The 21,226-nt window shown below is 65.0% G+C and carries 20 protein-coding genes and 1 tRNA gene; 5 read left to right on the top strand and 16 right to left on the bottom strand.

The genetic code is table 11. From position 1 onward, the window contains the following. Positions 1 to 2: 2 nt before the first annotated feature. From GBA65_RS18225 to GBA65_RS18215, 3 genes are all read left to right on the top strand, one after another. A complete protein-coding gene (locus GBA65_RS18225) occupies positions 3 to 1,646 on the top strand; it encodes an AMP-binding protein (protein WP_166397766.1) in 1,644 nt (547 codons plus the stop codon). A gap of 137 nt (positions 1,647 to 1,783) precedes the next feature. Further along, the gene (locus GBA65_RS18220; RefSeq protein WP_407691114.1) at positions 1,784 to 2,128 is read left to right on the top strand and encodes a RidA family protein; all 345 of its coding nucleotides are present in this window, start codon (positions 1,784 to 1,786) and stop codon (positions 2,126 to 2,128) included. A gap of 88 nt (positions 2,129 to 2,216) precedes the next feature. Beyond that, positions 2,217 to 3,896, top strand: coding sequence for a phytoene desaturase family protein (locus GBA65_RS18215; protein ID WP_166397765.1), 1,680 nt, complete (start codon positions 2,217 to 2,219; stop codon positions 3,894 to 3,896). Between the two features lie 209 nt (positions 3,897 to 4,105). Here GBA65_RS18215 and GBA65_RS18210 read toward each other — a convergent pair whose 3' ends face one another. The 6 genes from GBA65_RS18210 to GBA65_RS18180 all read right to left on the bottom strand — a co-directional run bounded on the left by GBA65_RS18210 (position 4,106) and on the right by GBA65_RS18180 (position 10,752). Next, positions 4,106 to 4,489 (bottom strand): MerR family transcriptional regulator, encoded by a 384-nt coding sequence (locus GBA65_RS18210; RefSeq protein WP_166397764.1) that lies wholly within the window; start codon positions 4,487 to 4,489, stop codon positions 4,106 to 4,108. A 362-nt stretch (positions 4,490 to 4,851) separates the two neighbouring features. Further along, on the bottom strand, positions 4,852 to 5,574 hold the full coding sequence (locus GBA65_RS18205; protein ID WP_166397763.1) for a calcium-binding protein: 723 nt from the start codon (positions 5,572 to 5,574) through the stop codon (positions 4,852 to 4,854). A 701-nt stretch (positions 5,575 to 6,275) separates the two neighbouring features. Next, complete coding sequence (locus GBA65_RS18195) at positions 6,276 to 6,830, bottom strand: acetate uptake transporter (RefSeq protein WP_166397761.1); 555 nt, start codon at positions 6,828 to 6,830, stop codon at positions 6,276 to 6,278. Between the two features lie 340 nt (positions 6,831 to 7,170). Beyond that, the gene (locus tag GBA65_RS18190) at positions 7,171 to 9,801 is read right to left on the bottom strand and encodes a PAS domain S-box protein (RefSeq protein WP_166397760.1); all 2,631 of its coding nucleotides are present in this window, start codon (positions 9,799 to 9,801) and stop codon (positions 7,171 to 7,173) included. A gap of 266 nt (positions 9,802 to 10,067) precedes the next feature. Then, positions 10,068 to 10,376 (bottom strand): DUF309 domain-containing protein, encoded by a 309-nt coding sequence (locus GBA65_RS18185; RefSeq protein ID WP_407691113.1) that lies wholly within the window; start codon positions 10,374 to 10,376, stop codon positions 10,068 to 10,070. A gap of 124 nt (positions 10,377 to 10,500) precedes the next feature. After that, entirely contained in the window at positions 10,501 to 10,752 is a 252-nt protein-coding gene (locus GBA65_RS18180; protein WP_166397759.1) for an FmdB family zinc ribbon protein, read from the bottom strand. A gap of 202 nt (positions 10,753 to 10,954) precedes the next feature. Here GBA65_RS18180 and GBA65_RS18175 point away from each other — a divergent pair. Continuing rightward, positions 10,955 to 11,027, top strand: a tRNA-Ala gene (locus GBA65_RS18175). 212 nt (positions 11,028 to 11,239) lie between these two features. On the opposite strand, the gene GBA65_RS18170 is transcribed toward GBA65_RS18175, so the two are convergent. From GBA65_RS18170 to GBA65_RS18155, 5 genes are all read right to left on the bottom strand, one after another. Further along, positions 11,240 to 11,983, bottom strand: coding sequence for a hypothetical protein (locus GBA65_RS18170; RefSeq protein WP_166397758.1), 744 nt, complete (start codon positions 11,981 to 11,983; stop codon positions 11,240 to 11,242). Between the two features lie 404 nt (positions 11,984 to 12,387). Then, on the bottom strand, positions 12,388 to 13,245 hold the full coding sequence (locus GBA65_RS18165; protein WP_166397757.1) for a serine/threonine protein kinase: 858 nt from the start codon (positions 13,243 to 13,245) through the stop codon (positions 12,388 to 12,390). Between the two features lie 476 nt (positions 13,246 to 13,721). Beyond that, positions 13,722 to 14,261 carry a site-specific integrase gene (locus GBA65_RS23590; RefSeq protein WP_407691023.1) on the bottom strand — a complete coding sequence of 180 codons (540 nt, stop codon included), beginning with the start codon at positions 14,259 to 14,261 and terminating at the stop codon, positions 13,722 to 13,724. A gap of 135 nt (positions 14,262 to 14,396) precedes the next feature. After that, complete coding sequence (locus GBA65_RS23585) at positions 14,397 to 14,843, bottom strand: N-terminal phage integrase SAM-like domain-containing protein (RefSeq protein ID WP_207955907.1); 447 nt, start codon at positions 14,841 to 14,843, stop codon at positions 14,397 to 14,399. A gap of 3 nt (positions 14,844 to 14,846) precedes the next feature. Next, the gene (locus tag GBA65_RS18155) at positions 14,847 to 15,050 is read right to left on the bottom strand and encodes a helix-turn-helix domain-containing protein (RefSeq protein ID WP_166397756.1); all 204 of its coding nucleotides are present in this window, start codon (positions 15,048 to 15,050) and stop codon (positions 14,847 to 14,849) included. 94 nt (positions 15,051 to 15,144) lie between these two features. Between GBA65_RS18155 and GBA65_RS18150 the strand changes: the two genes are divergently transcribed. Further along, positions 15,145 to 15,381, top strand: a complete 237-nt coding sequence (locus tag GBA65_RS18150; RefSeq protein WP_166397755.1) for a hypothetical protein — start codon at positions 15,145 to 15,147, stop codon at positions 15,379 to 15,381. A gap of 79 nt (positions 15,382 to 15,460) precedes the next feature. On the opposite strand, the gene GBA65_RS18145 is transcribed toward GBA65_RS18150, so the two are convergent. From GBA65_RS18145 to GBA65_RS25535, 5 genes are all read right to left on the bottom strand, one after another. Next, positions 15,461 to 15,655 (bottom strand): hypothetical protein, encoded by a 195-nt coding sequence (locus GBA65_RS18145; RefSeq protein ID WP_207955906.1) that lies wholly within the window; start codon positions 15,653 to 15,655, stop codon positions 15,461 to 15,463. 80 nt (positions 15,656 to 15,735) lie between these two features. Then, entirely contained in the window at positions 15,736 to 18,285 is a 2,550-nt protein-coding gene (locus tag GBA65_RS18140; protein ID WP_166397754.1) for a GIY-YIG nuclease family protein, read from the bottom strand. After that, positions 18,269 to 19,876 carry an Eco57I restriction-modification methylase domain-containing protein gene (locus GBA65_RS18135; RefSeq protein ID WP_166397753.1) on the bottom strand — a complete coding sequence of 536 codons (1,608 nt, stop codon included), beginning with the start codon at positions 19,874 to 19,876 and terminating at the stop codon, positions 18,269 to 18,271. The genes GBA65_RS18140 and GBA65_RS18135 overlap by 17 nt, the downstream gene beginning before the upstream one ends. After that, positions 19,873 to 20,526 carry an N-6 DNA methylase gene (locus GBA65_RS18130; protein ID WP_166397752.1) on the bottom strand — a complete coding sequence of 218 codons (654 nt, stop codon included), beginning with the start codon at positions 20,524 to 20,526 and terminating at the stop codon, positions 19,873 to 19,875. The genes GBA65_RS18135 and GBA65_RS18130 overlap by 4 nt, the downstream gene beginning before the upstream one ends. Next, entirely contained in the window at positions 20,523 to 20,651 is a 129-nt protein-coding gene (locus GBA65_RS25535; protein WP_266096515.1) for a hypothetical protein, read from the bottom strand. The genes GBA65_RS18130 and GBA65_RS25535 overlap by 4 nt, the downstream gene beginning before the upstream one ends. Positions 20,652 to 21,226 lie beyond the last annotated feature (575 nt).

Raw genomic sequence — 21,226 nt, 5'->3', positions numbered from 1 at the left:
GCATGGAAGGATACAGCGCACACCTCGACACGTTCGCCCGCGACAACCTTCCGCCGCGCGAGGCGTGGCCCGAGTTTGTCTTCGACCTGCCGGAGCTGCGCTACCCGGAACACCTGAACGCCGCCGCGGCCCTGCTCGACGACATGGCCGCGGGCGAGGCGGGGGAGAGGGCGTGCGTCCATGCCCCGGACGGCGCCTGGAGCTACCGGGACCTCCGGGAGAGGGCCGACCGCGTCGCGCGGGTGCTGACGGAGGACATGGGCCTCGTGCCCGGCAACCGCGTCCTCCTCAGGGCGGCGAACATCCCGATGCTCATCGCGGCATGGTTCGGCGTGCTGAAGGCCGGCGGCGTCGTGGTCGCCACGATGCCGATGCTCCGCGCGGCGGAGCTCGACAAGATCGTCCTCAAGGCAAGGGTCTCTCATGCGCTGACCGACGCCCGGCTGGCCGAGCCCCTCGAGGCGGTGGGGGCGCAGAGGCCGTTCCTCTCCAGCGTGATGACCTTCGGCCCGGGGGGCGAGCTGGAGGAGCGCATGCGGGAGAAGGGCCCCGGCTTCGACACCGTCGAGACGGCGGCCGAGGACATAGCGCTCATCGCGTTTACCTCGGGGACGACCGGCGAGCCCAAGGGCTGCATGCACTCCCACCGCGACGTCCTCGCCGTCTGCGACACCTTCGCGCGCCACATGCTCGACCCCGAGCCGGACGAGGTCTTCACCGGCACCCCGCCGCTCGCCTTCACCTACGGTCTCGGCGGGCTGGTGCTCTTCCCGATGCGCTTCGGGGCCTCGACCGTCCCGATCGAGCAGCCCGGGCCGGAGGCTCTGCTGAAGGCGATCGAGGAGCACCGCATCACCACGGTCTTCACCGCGCCCACCGCCTACCGCGCGCTCCTGGACAGGGTCGGGGAGGCCGAGCTCTCCTCGCTCAGGAAGTGCGTGTCGGCCGGCGAGACCCTGCCGCGCGCGACCTCCGACGCCTGGTTCGAACGCACCGGCATCCGCATCGTGGACGGCATCGGCTCGACCGAGATGCTCCACATCTTTATCTCGGCCGCGGGTGAAGAGATACGACCCGGCTCGACCGGCAAGCCGGTGCCGGGCTACCACGCGATGATCGCCGGCGACGACATGAGCCCCCTGCCGCCGGGGGAGGTGGGCCGGCTCGCGGTGCGAGGGCCGACCGGATGCCGCTACCTCGCGGATCCCCGCCAGGCCGACTACGTGATGGACGGCTGGAACGTCACCGGCGACGCGTACAAGGTGGACGACGACGGGTACTTCTGGTTCCAGGCCCGCACGGACGACATGATCGTCTCCGCCGGCTACAACATCGCCGGACCCGAGGTGGAGGCGGCGCTCATGGGTCACGAGGCGGTCGGCGAGTGCGCCGTGGTCGCCTCTCCCCACGAGGAGCGGGGCAACGTGGTCAAGGCGTTCGTCGTCCTCCGTGGCGGGTTCGAGGGCGACGCGGCGCTCGTCGAGGAGCTGCAGGACTTCGTCAAAGGGCGCATCGCCCCCTACAAGTACCCGCGCCGGATCGAGTTCACCGACGAGCTCCCGAAGACCCAGACCGGCAAGATCCAGCGCTTCAAGCTGCGCGAGCGGGAGATGCAAGGCGCCGGCGCCCTCGGCGGGCGCCCTTGACCCCGGCCGACGCGCGCCGCCGGGAGGAGCCCACCCCCGACGACGCGACGCGACGGAAGAGCCCCGCCGCGAGCTCGGGAACCCGGAGGCTCCAACCGCCGGGCTGGGCGGAGCCTAAAGGCTACGCCAACGGGGTCGTGGCCGAGGGACGGATGGTGTTCGTCGCCGGCCAGATAGGCTGGGACGAGGGCGCGACCTTTCGGGCGCACGACCTCGTCGGCCAGACGCGACAGGCCCTGAAGAACGTCCTCGCCGTGCTGGCCGAGGTCGGCGCCGGCCCGGAGCACGTCGTCCGGATGACCTGGTACATAACCGACCGCGAGGAGTACCTCGCCAACTTGCGGGGCGTGGGCGAGGCCTACCGCGACCTGATGGGACGGCACTTCCCGGCCATGACCATGGTCGAGGTCTCGGCGCTCGTCGAGGGCGAGGCGAGGGTGGAGATCGAGGCCACCGCGGTGGTTCCCGCCGGGACGAGCTGAACGAGGGGGACCGCGACAGGGGGCTCGCGGTCCCCCTCGTTGCCCGTCGCGGGATGGAGAACTAGCGCGCGGAGCGTGGGAGGCACGGATGGCAGAGTACGACGCGGTGCTGGTCGGCAGCGGTATCAACTCCCTCGTCGCCGGGGCGATGCTCGCCAGGGGCGGCTGGAGCGTCTGCGTGCTCGAACGCAACGACTACCTTGGCGGGGCGATCAAGACGGCGGAGATCACCCAACCCGGCTTCCGCCACGACGTGTTCAGCGGCTGGCACCCCCTCTTCGTCGGGTCCGCGGCCTACGCCGAGCTGGGGGAGGACCTGCGCGCCCAGGGCCTCGAGTACCTGAACACGACGCTCCCGACCGGCTCCGTCTACCCGGACGGCGAGAGCGCGTTCCTATCCACGTCGCAGGAGGACAACGTCGCCGAGCTGGACCGGTTCGCCGACGGGGACGGCGCCGCGTGGGAGCGCGTGGTCTCCGAGTTCATGCCGAACGCGGACGTCGCCTTCGGCGTGATGGGTACCGAGCTGTGGTCGCCCGCCGGGTTACGGCTCGCGCTGGGGGCCTACCGCAGGATGGGCGCCCGCGGGGCCCTGGAGTTCGTGGGAAGCGGGCTGTCGACCTGCCGGGACTGGTTGTCGGACAACTTCCGGTCCCCGCGGGCACACGGGCTGCTGGCGCCCTGGGTCCTGCACACGGGGCTCGGCCCGGACGCGGCGGCCTCCGGGTTTATGACGCAGGTCATAGCGGTGGCCCTACAGATGGGCGGCATGCCGGTGCCCAGAGGCGGCGGCGCTCGCCTCGTCGACGCCCTGGTCGCCGTGATCCGGAAGAACGGGGGCCGCTGCGAGACGGGGGCCGACGTCGGGAAGGTGCTGGTCTCGGGGGGCCGCGCCGTCGGCGTCCTGCTCCGGGGCGGCGAGGCGGTGATGGCGAGCGGGGCGGTGATCTGCAACGTCACGCCCACCCAGCTCTACACGCGCCTGCTCGAAGACGGCGACGTCCCCTCGGGCCTCGTCCGGCAGGCCAGGCGATTCCGCTATGGCAGGGCCGGCATGCAGATACACATGGCCCTCTCCGAGCCGCCGCGGTGGGACGGGGACGAGCGCCTCGGACACGCACCCATGGTCCACGTCACGCCCGGGCTCGACGGCGTCTCTCGCGCGGTCAACGAGGCGGACCGAGGGCTCCTGCCGGCCGAGGCCACGGTCGTGTGCGGCCAGCCCCTCGCCGTGGACCCTTCCCGCGCCCCCGAGGGGAAGGGGCTCCTGTGGATACAGCTTCAGGAGCTACCCTCCAGGCCAAAGGGCGACGCGGCAGGGGAGATCGAGATCGGCGACGGCGTCTGGACGGAATCCCTCCGGGAGCGTTACGCGGACCGCATCCAGTCCCGGCTCGCGCGCCACGTCCCCAACCTGGAGTCCGCGCTGCTGGAGCGCGTGGTGCTCTCCCCGGCGGACTTGCAGGAGGCCAACATCAACCTGGTCGGAGGGGACCCCTACTCGGGCTCCCTCACGCTGGATCAGAACTTCTTGTGGCGTCCTCTCGCGGGGCAGCCCTCGCACCGGACCCCGATCGCCGGTCTCTACCACGTCGGCGCGAGCACGCACCCGGGACCGGGACTGGGCGGGGTCTCGGGCACGCTCGTCGCCAAGGAACTACTGCTGCCCCCCATCGCCAGGCGGTTGCTGCAACGGGTGCCGCTGGCCGAGCGGGTTATGAGGCCGCGAGCGTCTGGCACCGCACGGGCACCCAGAGGTCGTGCCTGACAAGCGATGGGTACGGCAGCCATCCGCCGACGGTGCGTCCGTCGCCCTCGGCATGGCCCCCAAACACTCCCCGACGTGCCGGCCGGCCGGAAGCGGACCGTCGGGGCGCCGCTCTTCGCGAACCGGGAACAAGGGACAGGCCCCGCCGAGGAGGAGCCGATGCCGGCTTGACGCGACACCGGCGCTGACCCCAACCCGGCCGGAGCACCCTATGCCTCGGGCGTCCCGCCTCGCAGGCCGCGCCTCATCCTCTCCACCTCGAGCTCCCTGCGCAGCCCCTCCACCTCGCCCAGCAACCCCTCGGCCCTCTCGCGCTCCCGCTCGGCCCGCCCGCGCCACTCGCGCACCTCGGCGAGGAGGCGCTCCTTCTCGTACACCCAGGCCAGCTCCTCCTGCGTCTGCTTCGCGGGCCCGGAGCCCTTCAGGGCGCTCTCGGGGATGTTCCACCGGCCGCTGACCGGGTCCTGCTCGGCCTCTATCTCTCCGGCGGCCAGCCACTCCAGGACGCGCCGCAGCGGGACGTGGAGGATGCGGGCGGCCTCGGCGGGCGTGCGTAGGCCTTCCCCGTTCGTCTCGGGGCGCCCCTCAGCCAAGGATGCTCCCGTAGAAGCACCCCGGTGCCTCATACCGGACCTCGGCGATGCCGCCCCCCTCCGTGCTCACCCACACCTCCCAGCTTCCGCTCCTCCGTCGCCCTGCCGCGCAACGCGCGCGAGACTACGTCCCGGTGCCGGTCACACGCCCGCGAAGCGTACCTCGACCCTCTATTTCCCCGGCGCGTGACCCCGATGGGATTCGGGAAGGTCCCTCCAGGGGTTCGCGAGCGTGGTCGAAGCCCGCCTGCGCCTCCCACTATTCTACGCGTCCGGGCGCGCAGGAGGCCCGGGGCACCGCGATCGGTGCCCCGGGCCTCCTGCGCGAGGTCGGCTCTTCCCCCGAAGGACCCTGGCGCTCCCTACTCCGGGTCGGAGCGTCCGGTCGGGTCGAGTATGCGGTCGCCGTGCCCGGCGTGGCCCTTGAGGTCCTTCTCGGAGACCAGCAGCTCCTTGCCCTTGTGCTCGACGAGGACCTTGCCTGTGTGCTCGAAGAGGCCCTCCGGCGGCTTCTGGGCGGAGAGGTCGGTCTCGGTCGCCTCGCGCGCCTCGGCGGCGCTCATGCCGGCGCTCTCCCTGGCGGTACCCTGAGGCGAGATGCAGCCCACGAGCACGTCCAGCCCCGCGTCGTAGTAGACGACGTCGTACGGGCCGGAGCCGCAGAGCTCTACGACGTCGCGCTGGCCGTCCTGGGCGTTGATCTTGTCGGCGCCGGGGCCGGCCTTGAGGGTGTCCTGGCCGGTGCCGCCTACGATGAGGTCGTCGCCGTAGCCGCCGTCGAGCCTGTCGTTGTTGGCCTCGCCGTAGAGGGCGTCGTGGCCGTTCTGCCCGAGAATCCGGTCGTCGGCCGTGCCGCCGAGGATCTTGTCGCCCCAGCCGGCCTCGTTGCCGCCGTACAGGACGTCCTTGCCCCCGTAGCCCTTTATGAGGTCGGCGCCGCCGTAGCCGTAGACCGTGTCCGCGTAGTTCGTGCCGTACAGGGCGTCGCCGTAGTTCGTGCCGCGCTTCGTCACCGCGTAGGCCGCCGTCGCCGTCAGGGCCACCATCAGCACCGACAGAACCGCCATGGTCGAGATCCTTCTCATCTTTCTCTTCTCCCTTCCCGCTATCCGACTTCCCTCACTCCGACCCGCGAGCGGGCGATGGACCACGGACGCTTCCCGCACGATCCGAAGCGTCGGGACCGGTCCCGCAAGCGCTCGCCGTGAGATGAGCGTATCCGCGGCTGCGGGGTGAGGGTATGGGAAGATGGTCTCGTGCCCTCGTGGGTGTTTGTCCCGGACGGCGATAGCCTCTTCGGGAGCGCCCGGGCCGGGCGCACCCGGTACGTGCGACTAGATCGGGGGACCAGGATTCCGAGAAGATGGTGGTGCTGCGCGGGCGGCCCCGCTACTACTGCTCGCGCCTGTCGTCGGCGAGGTCTTGCAGGGCTTGCCGGGCCTCCCCCGCGGTCTCCCTCGGGGGGCCGACGGTGTCGCAGAGCAGGCATACGGCGACAGAGCCCTCGTCCGTCTGCCGAACGAGCGCCGGTCCGTCGTGTCCGCAGGTGAATCGGGATCTCTTGCCCCTGCCCATCAGCGGACGGTAGAACCTGTCGGGACGGCGTTTGGTGATCCACCACACAAAACGCCCCGGCGAGGTCCTACGCCCCCTAATAGTCCCCCTTGCGGGAGAGTCGCCGGGCGGCGACCCGGCGCGGAGGCGCGAGGATGGACCGCAGGGAATAGGGATCTCCGAGCTCGAGCGGGAGCGCTTGCGCGCCTTCGGTTCTGGGAGGTTTCGGTCTCTACCTGTGTCCGACGGGCAGGATGGTGCGCCCCACCGTGTCGTCGAGCACTCCTGCCGCCGAGGCGTACCAGGCGGCCAGCGTGGTGACGAGGCCCAGGTAGACGCCTGCGCGTACGATCGCGGCGCTCCCGATCACGTCGCCGATGCCCAGCAGGACGAACGTCGCGGTGAGCAGGAGTAAGACGGCGTTCACGGCGACGCTGACCTTTAACGACCCGATCCACACGTACGCCGTGAAGAGGCCCCAGGCGAGAAGGGACCAGCCGACGTAGAGGGGAAGCTGGTCTTCCGGGATGCGGTTGGCGTAGAAGGTCTCCAGCGCCCGGGAGGCGAGCCAGAACGCGCCGTAGGAGGTGAACGCCGTGGCGCCGAAGGTGTCGTTGTTGCGGAACTCGAAGAGCCCGGCGACAAACTGCGCGAGCCCGCCGTAGAAGGCCGCCAGCGGGAAGACCACGGGCTCCCCGGCCTCGGGCAGGAGCCCGGCGTTGAAGAGGCTCAGGAGGAAGGTCGTGAGGGCAAAGGCCGCCAACCCTAGCGGCGCGGAATCCGCCATGGCCGGGGCCTCCTCCTACGCCCCCCGCGCCTCGTCCCGCACGATCTCTCGGATCTCGCTCTCCCCGAGCCCGGTACCTCTCTCCGCCATCTCGACCCCTTTCTCCGCTCCGCGACGCACCAACCGAACCCGCGGGGCACGGCGCCCTCCCGAGACCGTGTGGCCGCCGTCGAACCTCGTGTCCGTCCAGCGTAGGCATGGTCTCCAGAGCGCGCCCGGTCGGGCCCTCCTGATCGAGGTGCCCCGCCGCTGCCGCCTCGGGGCGTCGAGCGCAAGGGGATGGACGTCGGGGTACCGTCGTCCGCGGCTTGTGGCGGGTGGGCTTGCCGCTACCCCGCGCTCACGAGGGCAGGGGGCCCCTGAAGCGCACCGTCGTGCCCTTGCCCGGCTCGCTCTCGACCTCGAGCTGCCCGCCGAGGGCCTCCGCCCGCCCGCGCATCGAGCTCATGCCCACGCCCCCCACGGAGGAACGGGGATCGAACCCCCGCCCGTCGTCGGAGACCTCCGCCAGGACCTGCCCGTCCTCGAGCCGCAACGCCACGCGGATGTTGCTGGCTCCGGAGTGGCGCCGGGCGTTGTTCAGGGCCTCCTGCAGCACGCGCACCAGCCCCTTGCCGGTCTCCAGCGGTATGGTCTCGGCCGCGCCCTCCTCCAGGACGAACTGCACGCCGTAGCGCCCGCGGGCCATCCGGCGGTTCACCTCTATCAAGGCTTCGAGCGAGGACGAGACGGACCTCTCCAGGGTCTCGTCCAGGCGCATCTCGAAGATCGCGGCGCGCAGCCCCTCGACCGAGCGCCTCATGGCCTCCGCGGCGTCGTTCAGGCCGCCGTCCCCCTCGCCCTGCCCGTAGAGCTCCTGGTGGATCTGGATCTCGCTCAGGGCGTAGACCAGATCCGAGAGCACCTGGTCGTGCATGTCGCGGGCGATCCTGCGCCGCTCGGCCTCCCGCGCCTCGCGCAGCGCCTCCTCGGCCCGCTTGCGCTCGGTGATGTCGCGGACGACGACGCACATGGCCTCGCGCCCGCCGTAGGAGATGACGCTCGCGCTCACCTCCACGTCCACCAGCGTCCCGTCCTTGCGCAGGTGGCGCCTCTCGCCGCTGACGTAGACCCTTCTCTCCAGCACCCGCTCGACGTAGCAGTCCATGCTCTCGCGGCCGTAGGGCACGATGTCGTAGAGGGTCAGGGCCTTCATCTCGTCCGGGGAGTACCCGAGCAGGCTCTCGTACACGGCGTTCGTCTCGAAGATGCGCTTCGTCTCGACGTCGACCAGCACGATCCCCTCGGCCGCCTGCTCGACGACCGCGCGGTAGCGCTCCTCGCTCTCCCGCAAGGCCTCCTCCGCCCGCTTGCGCTCGGAGACGTCCTCGTGCATCAGGACGATCTCGTGCGTCTCTCCGGCGGCGTCCCTGACCGGGTAGATGAAGGCTTGCACCCAGCGCTCCTGGTCCCTGTAGGCGGAGGCCCCGGGGAGGGTCTCGTCGGGGACGTAGGCGATCGGCGGGATCTCGGTGGGCTCCCCCGCGAAGCCCCGAAGGACGTAGGGCATCACGCCCTTCTCCACAAGCTGGGGGTCCTCGAGCAGGTTGTAGCCCTCGATGCCCTCCAGGGTCAGGCCGAAAAGCTCCTCCCAGGCGCGGTTGACCCGGAGCGTCCGGCCGTCCGGGGAGAGGATCTGTATGCTCAGCGGGGATTGATCGACGAGGGAACGGAAGCGCTCCTCGCTGGCGCGCAGGGCCTCCTCCGCCCGCTTGCGCTCCGTGACGTCGCGGACGACCGAGCAGACGACCTCCTTGCCGCTGTAGGAGATCACGCTCCCCGAGACCTCCACGTCGATCCTCGTGCCGTCCTTACGCCGGTAGCGCCTCTCGCCGACCCAGATCTGGCCCAGCTCCATGGCGCGCGCGACGTTGCGGTCGACGCCCTCGGGGTCCTGCGGGGCGAGGTCGTAGAGGGTCGTCTGCCCCAGCTCTTCTGCGGCGTAGCCGAACATGCGCTGAAAGGCGAGGTTGGCCTCGAGGATGCGCTTGGTCGAGGGGTCGAAGAGGAAGATGCCCTCCCCGGCCTGCTCGACGACCGCCTGGTAGCGCTCCTTGCTCTCCCGGAGCCCCCGCTCCCTCTCCTTCAGCTCCGCGAGCGCCGCCTCCAGCCGGGCGGTGCGCTCCGCCACCCGATTCTCCAGTTGCGCGTTGAGCTCCCTGATCTCCCGCTCCGCCCGCTTCCTCTCGGTGATGTCGCGGGCGACGAAGAGGACCGTGCCGTCCTGCATCGGCGAGACGGTCCCGTCGAACCAGACCTCGTGCTCCTCGATGGGCAGGCTGTACTCGAGGCTCACCGTCTGCCCCGTCTCCAGGGCCGCCCGGATGTGCCTCACGAACACGTCGGCCTGATCCTGCGGAAAGAGCTCGTGCAGCGTGTGGCCGATGGTCTCCTCGGGGGGCCTGTACAGGAGCGAGGGGTTGGTGGGCGCGATCCTGAGGTAGCGGCCCCCCGCGTCGAGCACCAGGATCACGTCCGTCATCGCGGCGAGGAGCGCCCGCAGCTCGGCCTCGGAGGTCCGCAGGGCCTCCTCGGCCCGCTTGCGCTCCGTCACGTCCCGCACGACGGCGAGCACGAAACGCCCCTCGGCCTCCGACTCCGGCAGGGGCTCGACGGGGCTCAGCGTCAGCTCTATGCTTACCTCCTCGCCGCCCTTACGGACGGCGGGGAGATCCAGCACCGTATAGGAGTCGATGTACGGGCCGTGGCCGGTGTCGCGGTAGCGGGAGAGGCCCGCCCTGTGCCTCTCCTTGAGGCGCTCGGGGACGACCTCCTCGACGCTCATCCCCAGGGCCTCCTCGGGCGCGTAGCCGAAGACCTCCGTGGCCGCCCGGTTCCACAGGACGATGCGCCCCGTGCCCGCCTCCGCCACGATCACGGCGTCGCGGACGTTCTCGAAGAGCTTGCCGATGCCGAGGTCCTGGGGCCTCACCCTAAACCTCCGGGACGTGCCACGGGCTACGCGCCCTCCTGATGCCGGAACCGCGATCTCTCTGCTCCCGCGCCGCCATGATTTCCCTCCTGCACAACATAACCACGATCACCGACGTTGGCAAACCCGCATCTACCCGGGTTCGCCTCCCCCGGTTGCCGCCGGGCATCGCTGCCCACCCGCCCTCGTTGCCCACGGATGCTGCTCTTCGCCTACGCTCGGGGAGGGGGAGCGTCGCTCGCACCTCTCGCGAGACGCTCCGTCTCTCAGGAGGACGCCTGCTGCCCGGTAAAAGTCACCTTGGGGATCCTGCTCAGGTCGAACTCGCGGACGCGTTCCCTGCCGAGGGCTTCGAGCTCCCCGAGGCATGTTTCGGATTCGCGGACGAGGCGGGCGACGTCGATGCCGAGGGACTCGGGCTCGAACTCCTTGAGGCGGACGGCGCCGTTGCGCAGGAGGCCGGTGGCGCCGCGCCAGTTGCCGTTCTTCAGGTGGTAGAAGCCGACGCCCACCTGGAGGATGCCCTGGTAGAGGAAGCGCACCCTGCGGGGCTCCTGCATCCACGCCTCTTCCAGGTACTCGTGGCACTCGTAGAACTCGCCCGCATTGAACTCCTCGATGCCCCTGAGGACGAGTTGGGGGACCGCCTCCGGCGGCCCCCCGGCTGCCCCTATCCGGGGCGGTTCGTCTCGCCGATCTCTAGCCGCAGCAACTCCCGCCGCAACATCCGCCGCGGCTCGCGGCGTTGCCGCTCGCGATGCGGGCGTCCATCATCGGGTTGGTGTTCATCGCCGAAGCACCCGGGGTAACGGAGGCGAAGCTGGAGATCAAACGTCGAGACTCGGCGCCGCCGCACTCGGGGCACTCGGCGGGCTCGTCGGCCGCGCTCATGGGGCGCATGAGATCGAACTGCTCCGCGCAGTCGGAGCACTTGTATTCGTAGAGGGCCATGGGTCCTACCTCTCGGTTGGTCTGCTGGTCTACCGGCCCGGACATTGTACCGCCTTGCCCAAGAGGACGATACGCGCCGTTCCTCCATGCGTGCCCGGCGGCACGAGTGTGAGACGGTGCCCGCGCGGCAGGCCGAGCCGGGACGCGCCGCGAAGCGGCGTTGAAGAACCCCGCTCGTCGGCGTAAACTCAACCCCGATTCCGGGGCCGTAGCTCAGCCGGGAGAGCGCCGCCCTTGCACGGCGGAGGTCAGGGGTTCGATCCCCCTCGGCTCCACTTCTAATATATGTCATTTTGCAGGCAAATTGTTGGCTGCGTGATTTGAGGTACGCGTTCCCCCTCTCGCATTCGACAGTGACTTGACAGTAACCCGCTTCTTCCTCGATAGCAGTGGGGCTAGGCAACACTTGATTCATGGCACAGGTGAACAGGTAAATACTCGAACTGGATTTCTAAGAGGTTTGCTAGCAGCCGTTGAGTCCAACGTATCAGTGATCTCTATACTCCGCCTCCGCTATGCGCCAGGTCCGGAGCCAAGTACCATCATTCCTCATCTCATCCATAAAGAAGGAGGAATCATCAAGAAATCGCCAGTTCTGTTCTGCCCGATGTAAAAAACTCCGAACGTCGACAGTACTTTGAGAGATGCGATGCTCAAGATCCGCGAAAGCGTACATAAATTGACGCCAGCTTGTACCCAACCATGCCCTTCCCTCACCCGAGTCCAAGCCCTCTAATATCTCTAGCCCGAAGGGATTTCTAAGGCTGCTTTCGCTTAACATGTCTGGGTGTCTAGCTCGTATCCTTGTTATGTCTGGCTCCCGCAGAAAAGCCAGCAACGATTCCTCGAACCAGTAGGGAAGTTGACCTCCGCCTCCGGCGCTTTCGTCTTCAAAGCGCGACGAAGTAAATCTGCGTAGGTTGAAGAATTTTCCTGTTGCACACGAAGAGGCTCCAGCAGCTTTCCAGAGCACCATATCTGACGATGTGAACCCCATGAGCACCGGTAATCCTGCACCCTCCAGCGCAGATACAAGTCGCATTGCACCTTTGAGACCTTCTGTGTCAGCTAGTTCCCTTCTTGGAAGGGTATCCCCGCTGATTACGATGTATATCTCGGAAGCTGCCGTACGAGAAGCTATGGAGGCAATTTCTATACCGCGTCCAGGGACTGAGAGGTCAGCAAGCCCCACTATTAGTGTTTGAATGGATCGAACGTCGGTCCCTGCCAATCTCTCATGAAGATAGTTACCACTTCTCACCAGCCTGGAATAGTACTCATTCGTAAAAGAACGAGGGACTATAGCTGGGGAACATGCAGCACTCGGCCGCAAGTTTGCACAGGTGTCCGCGATTCCGTCTACCAGATCTCTCCACCAAGTATCCAAACCCGTATCCGCCGTGTCTACGTCGCTCGGGAAGTAGCTCCACCGTCGGAGCTCGCCCCTAAGCGTCTGTGGGTAATACAACTGCGGATCAAAGATAGTGTCGAAACGGTCAGGAGCGGTCGTAATCTGAGTGCTAATATCGGTCTCAACGTAATTTACGGGGCTTAGTATTGCTCCCGTATAACGAGACAAGTGTTCTTCAGCGAGCAGGTTGCGGGAATCGTGTCCCATTTGGTGGTAGGCAGGCACTACGAACCGTTGCCCTGGTCGGACCAAGCCGCCGCCAACTTCTCGGGTGTCCTGAACCTCTCCACGGGCCAAGGAGAGATCATCTTGCCGAGCGCATTCAAGCCTAGATCCGAAATGTCGTTCCAAAAAAGAGGGCTTGGAGATTCCCTTTTCGCTACTCTCTCCACCAGCTGAGCGGCTGTCTCATTCTCCTCAGAAAACGGATGGTAGCCCAGTACTGATATCGACAAGACAACTCCTAGCGAAAATTGATCAGTTCTCCAGTCGATAAGTTCTTTATCGTTATTCAACTGCTCCGGAGCAGAGAAGTATGGCGTTCCTGGGCCCCGCATAAGCCACGTTTGCGTGAGTGAGCTTTCTGCGAGGTCCCTAACCAAACCCAAGTCAACCACTACGGGTGTCTCCCGGTCCTCCTTGAACATTATATTGTCTGGCTTTAGATCTCTATGAACGAGGCCGTGTGATGCTATGTGCGACACTGCTTCTATCAATGAGTTACCGAACTTCAGTACCTCTTCGACGGGCAACAACCGTTGTTCGACGCGTTCGGTCAACGTACCGCCGGCTAAAAACTCCTCGATGGAGAATAAGTACTTTTGATCCTCTGTATGGAAATAATCTACTGCGAACAACTTGCCTACGTTGGGATGGTCACAACGCTTCATCGCGTCGATTTCCCGTAGAACTCTATCGTCCGTGTTCTTAGGTCTGAAGACCTTAAGAGCGAGAGATGCATCCTCCGAGGGACGCACATGGAACGTTTCCTTGAAAGCTCCCGCTCCAACTTGACTAACGAATTGATAGTTTCTAACCTGGCAAATCTCTCGGGCAATACTCTCTAGCTGAACCTCTGACATAGTTCCCCGTCCCCCGTCACCCACGACAGTGCTTGATCAGACAGCCAAGGCTGTAGAGGGATATTTTGCTGCGCCTCTTGCACTATTGCAACTCCATTCGCTGATACATAGCAAATTCCAACTCCTCTACGACGAAACTCCGATGCGTAGCGCTGAGCTAGCGATGCAGTAGTTTCCGGCAGAACAACGTATGAGCGGTGCGCGAAGCAGGTGTTTCTATAAGCCTGTTGTAGTGCTTGGCGCCACCTGTAGAGTTTGGCCTCGAGAGCTATAATAGATCTATCGTTGTCGATCAGCACGACATCTGTTCTGCCGCGCTGATAAAAGAACTCCAAGCCCACGTCTACAGGGCCCCAGGGAGAATCTATTTGTACGCAATCAAGTAATTTCTCTACAAGAGCTAGCTCGGAAGCAAACACCTGCACCTCTCTTTCGATACCTTAGACTTTACCTTGACACGCTTCACGATTGTCAGGTTAGGAAAGCGCATTCTCCATTTCTTTGGCGGCCTGATCTCCCATACCAGGCAACACGTGGCTATAGGTATCGAGGGTAATAGCCACCGTAGCGTGCCCTAGCATCTCCTGGACTATCTTTGGATGGACGTTTCTTGAGAGCAGAAGAGTGGCGCACGTGTGCCGTAGGTCGTGGAAGCGGATCTGCGGGAGGGCCGCCTTTCTCGTGAGAGGGCGCAAGTTCCTATTGCGTATGTTCGAGGGGTTCAACGGAGCGCCGCTGTCCGTCGTGAAGACGAGACCTTGATCCTGATAGAGGTCCCCTAGCCGGTCCATCTCTTCCATCTGGCGTCCGAGGTGGCCCCGTAGAGCTTCGTTGGCCGCCTTCGTGAGCTTGACCGTTCGGCGGCTTCTCTTCGTCTTCAGTTCCCCCAGCCGATAATGTCCGCTCTCCCTGGTCAGGGTCCGTCTAACGCTGACCTTGCCGGCTTCGAGGTCAACGTCCGTCCACTTAAAGGCCAAGATCTCTCCCTGCCTCATCCCCGTGTGCACGGCGAGCACCCAGAGGGCTTCGAGGTTATCTCCTCTGGCAGCCTCAAGCAGCTTTCTGACCTCTTCCGAGAGGGCCGCATCTCCTTCGGGGCCGGGCGCGGGCGCTGACGGCCTCTGTGACGTTCCTGGGTATCAAGGACCATTTCACGGCTTGCGAGAGTGCCTTGTGGAGTACGACGTGGATTTTGTGCACCGTGGCGGGGAGAGGCCACTGTCGAGCCTGCCTCGGTAGAAACCCTGTACGTGCGCCGGAGTGAGCGCTTTGAGCCTCAGCCTTCCGAGCGCTGGGGAGATGTGCAACTCCACGATACTCTTGTACCGCTCGAAGCTGCTGACCCGGATCGTGTCCTTGACGCAATCGGAGATCCACACGTCCAGAAAGTCCGAGACCGTCATGTTCTCGTCGTCGAAGACGATGCCGCCGTTTCGGTCCGCCATGGCCCTGGTGAGCTTCTCCGTCGCAGCCTTGCGGGTCTTGGCGTAGATGTAGCGGTACTTCGGTCCGCTTGGTAGGTACACGAGGTACTGACCGACCCAGCGCCCGTCCTTACGCTGGTAGACGCTCCTCTCTCCGTTACCGCGCTTGCCCATAGCCTACTGCCCCTTCTTGACGAGCTCCGACGGATCTACTCCAAGAGCTTCCCCCAGTTTCCGCACGGTCCGAGGATGCGCCCCCTGCCGGCCGTCCTCTATGCGCCAGATGGTGTTGTAGGAGACGCCGCTTCTCTCCTCGAGCTCTCGCAGCGAGAGCACCCGCTCCCGCCTCAACTCCCGTAACCGCTCCACGTTGACCTCCATGCCCGACATTTTGCACTGCTACCTGCACAAAATATTACCACAAATAGTAGACAAAAAACACACAAAACTGTAAAATACAGTTGTCGGAAGAGAAATGGCCCCGGCGGTGCTGGAACACCCCGGAGCCCGGACCAAGAGGAGTAAGCTCCTGATCGAGAAGAGGATAGCGCAGCCGAACCAGGACGACCAGGATGGTCTCGGGACCATCCTGGAAATGATGGAGAGGGTGGAGAGGAAGGCCGAGACCTTGATCGAGCCGGAGCTTCGGGACGTGCTGGAGCCGGGGATAGAGAGGCTGCTTGGGGTACTTAGAAGCGGGCTCAGGTACTAGGGAGCCCTGCAAGGGTTACGCCGGAGCCGGGCTTACCGCCCGGCTCCTTTATCTTTGTCGGACGGGGTTGATCCCTGCCTCAACAAGTCGGAGCAGTCCAAACCTTCTTCTGTCGGGGACTGCCGTTCGAGCCGTTCCCAACGTCGCAGACCTTGATTACCTCGTCGCCGTAGTGGTTGATTACTTTCACGGCGATCTTGCCGGTCTCTGGAGCATCGAAGGGACGGCTAACGGTGGAGTACAGGCTGGCCCAAGCCGCTTCGTCTATCTCCACTTTCAGAGTCTTTTTCAGCTTCTCGTACGGTTTGTCCGCGCCGGTAAAGTAGGCGCGGCGGACGATGAAGCTGCCGCCGTTCAGTCCCTCGCTACCACGGTGTCGTAGAGCCCGTAGTGCGTCAGCCCGTGGTGGCTTTCGATGCCCGTGTAGCGCAGGGAGGCGTCCTCGTAGCGGCGGAACGCGAACACCGCCTGGTTCATCTGCTCGGTGTTGAACACCTTCAGCCGCACGAGCAAGTGGAAGTCCTGCACGGTTAGGCCCGTGACCGTCAAGAACAGGTTCGGCTCGAGCTTTGTGATGACGTCCTGAAGGGTGTTCTCGCGGAAGTCGGTCAGGTACATGAACGCCGGAATCCGCGTCGCGAACTTAATCAGCTTCTCCTGAATCTGCTTCCGCTTCGACTTGTATTCCTTCTCCTCATCCGATAGCTCCTTCTTCTCTTTGGGCGTGAGGTCTCGGTCCTTGCCCTTCCCTTTTAGCTCCTTGACCTTCTCGCTCTTGTTGATGATGGTCTCGATGATGTTGTCGCCCAGCGAGCGCCAGCCCTCGATGCGCTCGACAGCGGCAGTCGCCTCGGGATCGTTTAGGACGCGGCGCAGGGTATCGTTATCGACGTTTACGAGCAAGGCACTTTCCCACTTGCGGGCTAACAGTGTCGCCGAGGTGCCCGCCATCGCGATGTCGAGGATGCCGCCCGCGTCGATCTGCGTCATGTTTGCGCCGTCGTAGGCGAGCACGGGCAAGAACGACACGAGGTCCCGGACGGCGTTCTCCGGGTTCGGCTCGTTCGGCGACAACCCGATCCCGTACTCGGAGAGCTGCCGCAGCGCGCGCGTGGGCGCGAAGTCGAACACGAAGCAGACGGGTTTGAGGATCTCCTCCTCGTTCGGGTCGTCACCGTTCGGGTTCTTGATGGACCACGGCGACTGCACGCGGAACGCCGCTTGGAAATAGGTCTCGGGCGACTTCAGGTTGCGCAGCATCAGGATGGAGGACCACTGCGGCACCGTGACGCCGGTGGTGAGCTTGCCGCACGAGAGCGTGATGGTCTTGGAGTCGAACCCGCCCCCGATGGCCTTGCGCACAGGCGGCAGCGCGTGCAGGCCGATGCCCGCCGACGCGCCCGCGGCGACGACCACCTCGTAGTCGTGCCAGAAGGTGTTATGCCGCTCTGCCAGCAGGTTCGCCATCGCGTGGCAGGCGGCCACGTTGGGCATGAACCAGAATGAGTGCTGGAGGTAGGGCAGCAGGCGCACGTCCGAATACGGAAACGGTGGCCGCGTGCTCGTCTTCAGGTACTCGACTGCCGTGGGCATGTACGCGCCGCGGAGGATGTCCAGCCACTTCTGGACGTCGCTCTTGTGCTTGAACTGCGCATTGGCCCCCGTCCCTGATGCCTCGAAGAAGGCGTTGAGGTCGAACTCGTCGAACTCTCCGGCGCTCGCGATCGCGAGCAGCTCGCCGGGCATCTGGTAGGTGAGCAGGCGCAGCTGTGGGAGCGCGCCGTAGGGGTTTCGCTCACCGGGGTGCCCGGCGGCGAATGTCTCTTTGGCGCGCTGCTCGTCCGTGTAGGTCCAGTTGAAGATCTGCTCCTCGATAAACTCGCCGGTGGCGAGCGCGCGGAACGGCGTGCCCGAGAGGTAGAGGTAGGCCCGCGTGGTGATGGGCAAGAACTCGGTCTCGTTTGCGGAGAGCGTGCCGAGGTCTTCGTTCACCACGTCCAGTTCGGGCGCATACTCCACCTTCGCCTCTTTCTTCGCCACCGCGTCGTCCTCGCCCTCGAACAGCTCCTTCGCGGTCTCGCGCCACGCGCCGAAGTGGTATTCGTCGAACACCACAAGGTCCCAGTTGATGGCGTGGAGCCACTCGTTCTTCGCCTTGATGTTGCCGGCCGCGTCCCGCCCGAGCAGGTCCTGGAACGAGCCGAAGTACACGAGCGGGCGTGCGGGGTCGGCGGCGGTGGGGTCAGCGCCGGTGGCGCGGGAGTGGTACTGCCACCCGTCGAAGTCCACGTGCGATTCGAGGTCGGTCTGCCACGCGTCCTCTACGGCGGGCTTGAACGTGACCACGAGCACGCGCCGAGCGCCGAGCCTCCGGGCGAGTTGGTACGCGGTGAACGTCTTGCCGAAGCGCATCTTCGCGTTCCAGAGGAAGCGCGGGACGGCGTCCGAATCCTCCTGCCAGATCGAGCGGAAGTAGGCGTCCGTCTTCTCGACGGCCTCCGCCTGCTCCCGGCGCATCGGGAACGTCTCGTGGTGCGTGCCGGTGAGCGGCTTGCCGGTGCGGAGCTCGGTGAGCACCGTCCTCACGTCGGCGACCGAGCAGCGCATCCACTCCAGCTGGGGGTTCGCGAAGCCCTTCTTCCGGAGCGCCGCGCGCACCTCGTGGTCCGTGATCGGCGTGCCGTCGTCGCGCTCGGCGGGATCGTCCAGTTCGATCCGGTAGTTCGTGATCGCGGCCGTCTTGAGCTGCTCGGCGACCCGCCGCTTCACGTTGCGCGTCGTCTGGCCCACCTTGAGCAGGCCCGCGTGCGCGGCGTCGCCTATAGCGTAGGCGTAGATGCGCGGCCGAACTTCAGGTTTGGGAGCGAGAACTTCCTCGATGGTGGGCTTATTCGCCGTCATCATTGGCGGGGGCTGCTTCATCGAAAAGGGTGTCGTCGTGCTCGGCGACTTGCGACTCGATAAAGGCGATTTCCTCCTCGTTCAGCCCATACCGCTTATAGAGCTTGGCGTCCGTCCACTCTTGGTCAAGCAGTAGATCAGGAACGAAGGCGTATACGTCACGTGTCGCGTGCTGCGTCGCCTTGCGGAGCGAGACGAGGAACCGGACGAACCGCGTGCGGAGGTATCTCGCGTAGTTCCCGGCTTCGACTTCGGTATCGAAGTGGCCAGCCACGAGGTAGGTCTCTGTGCACGCGGTGCCGGGCTCCGCAATGATGGGCTTACTGAGAAACTTGGTCTCAACGGCGGCGCTCGTCCCTTGCACCGCCGTCATCAGGACCTTCCACTTGTCGATCCACTCAGTGTTGATCGGAATTTCCTTGCGGGCAACCCAAGCTACCCGCTGATTGGCAAAAAGCCGTATGGGTACGGGCAGACCTGACGGAGACGTCTTGCCCTTGAAGTTCGTAGCGAGTCCGAAAGGCTTTCGGCTAGAGACGCGGGCATCGAGTGTGGGCTCACCTCTAGCTCTAACTTTCTCCAGAATCGGCACGGCCTCGTTGCGCCGCACGAGGATGTCGTAGGCATCGAGGTGGCGGGTGACCGTCGGCCCGGTCGGCTTGCCGTCCCAGAATGTTTGCACGGTGCACGGGCCTTCGTGATCGCGATCCCACAAGAAGTAAGAGATGCCGCCGCGAATCTTCACGCCCGGGAAGCCCTCATAGAGCTTTGGGAAGTCAACGATGTTGCGCAGGCGCTTGTCGGAAAGCATCCGCTCCCGATACCTGTCGAGCCCCTTCCCCCCCGCCATCCACCGCGAAGGCGTCACGAACACCGCGAAACGCGGATCGAGACCTAGCGCCTTCTCCACGAATAACTGGTAAATTGGCGCCGCGCTTGTGCCGTGCCCACCGTCCTTCAACTGGTATGGTGGATTACCTATGATGACGTCAAACTGCATATCTCTCCCAAATATCTCGGCGCCGCGCGCCTTGATGTCGTCGGTGTGAATGAACGCATAGGCGTGGGTCTCCAAGCCTTCGCCCCTGTCGAGGGTCTTCTGGCTTGCCCCGCAGTACCTGCATTTGCCATCCAACCACGTGTGCTCGGTGCGATCGAACCGGATGTTGCCGATTGCGTCGTCGAAGGAACGGGCGATGGAGTGCTCGCCGTTGGCGTGCTTCGAGCAGTAGACGCTGCGACGGGCCAGCAGCGCAGTGACCTGTGTGATAGCGACGCCGAACACCTGCTGCGCTAGGATGTGATCCACGCGCTCATTGAGGTTCGGTATCTCGTCGGCCAGTCCCTCGGTCAGGCGGTGCGTGATCTCGCGCAAGAAGACGCCCGATTTCGTGCACGGGTCGAAGAACCGCACCGAGGGGTCCGCCCAGAGGTTTGCGCCGCCGTGGTCCGCCGCCCACGCCTCGGCCAGCGTGTCAAGCATCCGGTTCGCGAACTCGGGCGGCGTGAAGACCTCGTCGTTGGAGAGGTTGGCGATGCACGTCAGCACGTCGGGGTTGCGGCCACGAAGTGCAAAGCTGGCTTGCATACTCATTCGTGTTCCTCCGGGCACTTACCGGACGCGTCGGCCAGATCCCGCACCGTCATCGACGGGTAGGTTTTCGTAGGCGCAAAGATTTCGTGCTTGCCCAGGTGGGCGAAGAGCGAATCCTCGGCGCTGAAGGCCGCCGATTGCGTCAGAATGTCGAGGCGGAAGTCGCGCCGCTGGAACTTGCCTTTGCCCAAATACCCCCACTCAGCGAAGGTGATCGGCCGGCGGTCGTGCGTTTGCATGGCGAGCGCGTCGCCGTGCACGAGGTTCTGCGCGAGCACGTAGGACGCCGCGCGGTAGAGATCGTCCGACGCGTCCAGATGCAAGCACTTGGCGAGGATCTCCAGCAGGTTCGCGCGGCATTCCGTGACGTTGTCCGCCAGCAGCTCTATCCCGTATGTGCACATCAATGCGAGAAGGGCGTAGTGCCGCTTCTCGAAATCGGCCTTCCCGAACTTCAGCTCGACTCCCGCGAGCTTTCGCCGCAGGACCTGGACGAGGAAGTTCCCGCTTCCGCACGCCGGCTCCAGAACGCGGGAGTCGATGCGCTCGGCTTCGTCCTTCACGAGGTCTAGCATCGCCTCGACCATCCAAGCGGGCGTGAACACCTCTCCGTGGTCGGCAATACGCTGTTTGGACCGTCCAAGGCTCATGGATTAACCGGTTTTTCGCAAATGGTCTCCACGATCTTGATGGTTATACCTTCATCCGAGAAGCGGAGATGCCTCGTAGGTTCCTTGAAGGGTGAGTTAAGGACAGGGTTCTCTATGACCTCCACGAAACCACCCCTCCGCCTCCTGTTCGCCTCCCCAGGAACTTCACATCTTAGAGGAAGCCGTCACCAAGTTGTAGAGGAATCACCGCATGTTATTTATGTCGTCTCGCCAAACTGTACGGGCTGCCGTCTATCTACGGCGGGGTTTACCTTTGCCACGCCCTCGAAACCGTGGCCGATGAGGTGCAGCATATGGTGAGTAACTATTGCAGCTCTGCTCTCAGTGTCGAGGATGGAGCCCGCGACCCTTCCGGGGTTACTGCGCATTGGAACTTCAAGAGCTTGTTGGGAGCCATGTACCTGCAGATGTATTGGTTGAGAGAGGGGCTGAGAGGCTCCTAACCGAACCGAGAAGGGAGCGCCTCTCCAGTTACATCGCGAAGGATCTGGGCTCTGCCTCGGTTTACGGCACCCGATCGGTGCTCGACACCGACGCTTCGTGCCGTATGCCGCCGACGGGAGCGAGGGGAGGCGAGCATTCACGCCCTGCCTCGCCCCCGCAGGCTCAAGCCTCGTCAAGCAAGGTCGCCGTAGAGCTCGTCCAGCAGCTCCCTCAACTCGCTCATGGCCTCCAAACC

Origin of the sequence: Rubrobacter marinus, from assembly GCF_011492965.1 — a bacterium.
Classification (GTDB): Bacteria; Actinomycetota; Rubrobacteria; order Rubrobacterales; family Rubrobacteraceae; genus Rubrobacter_F; species Rubrobacter_F marinus.
The sequence above is the reverse complement of the archived record's forward strand: the minus strand, read 5'-3'. Positions and strand labels throughout refer to the sequence as shown.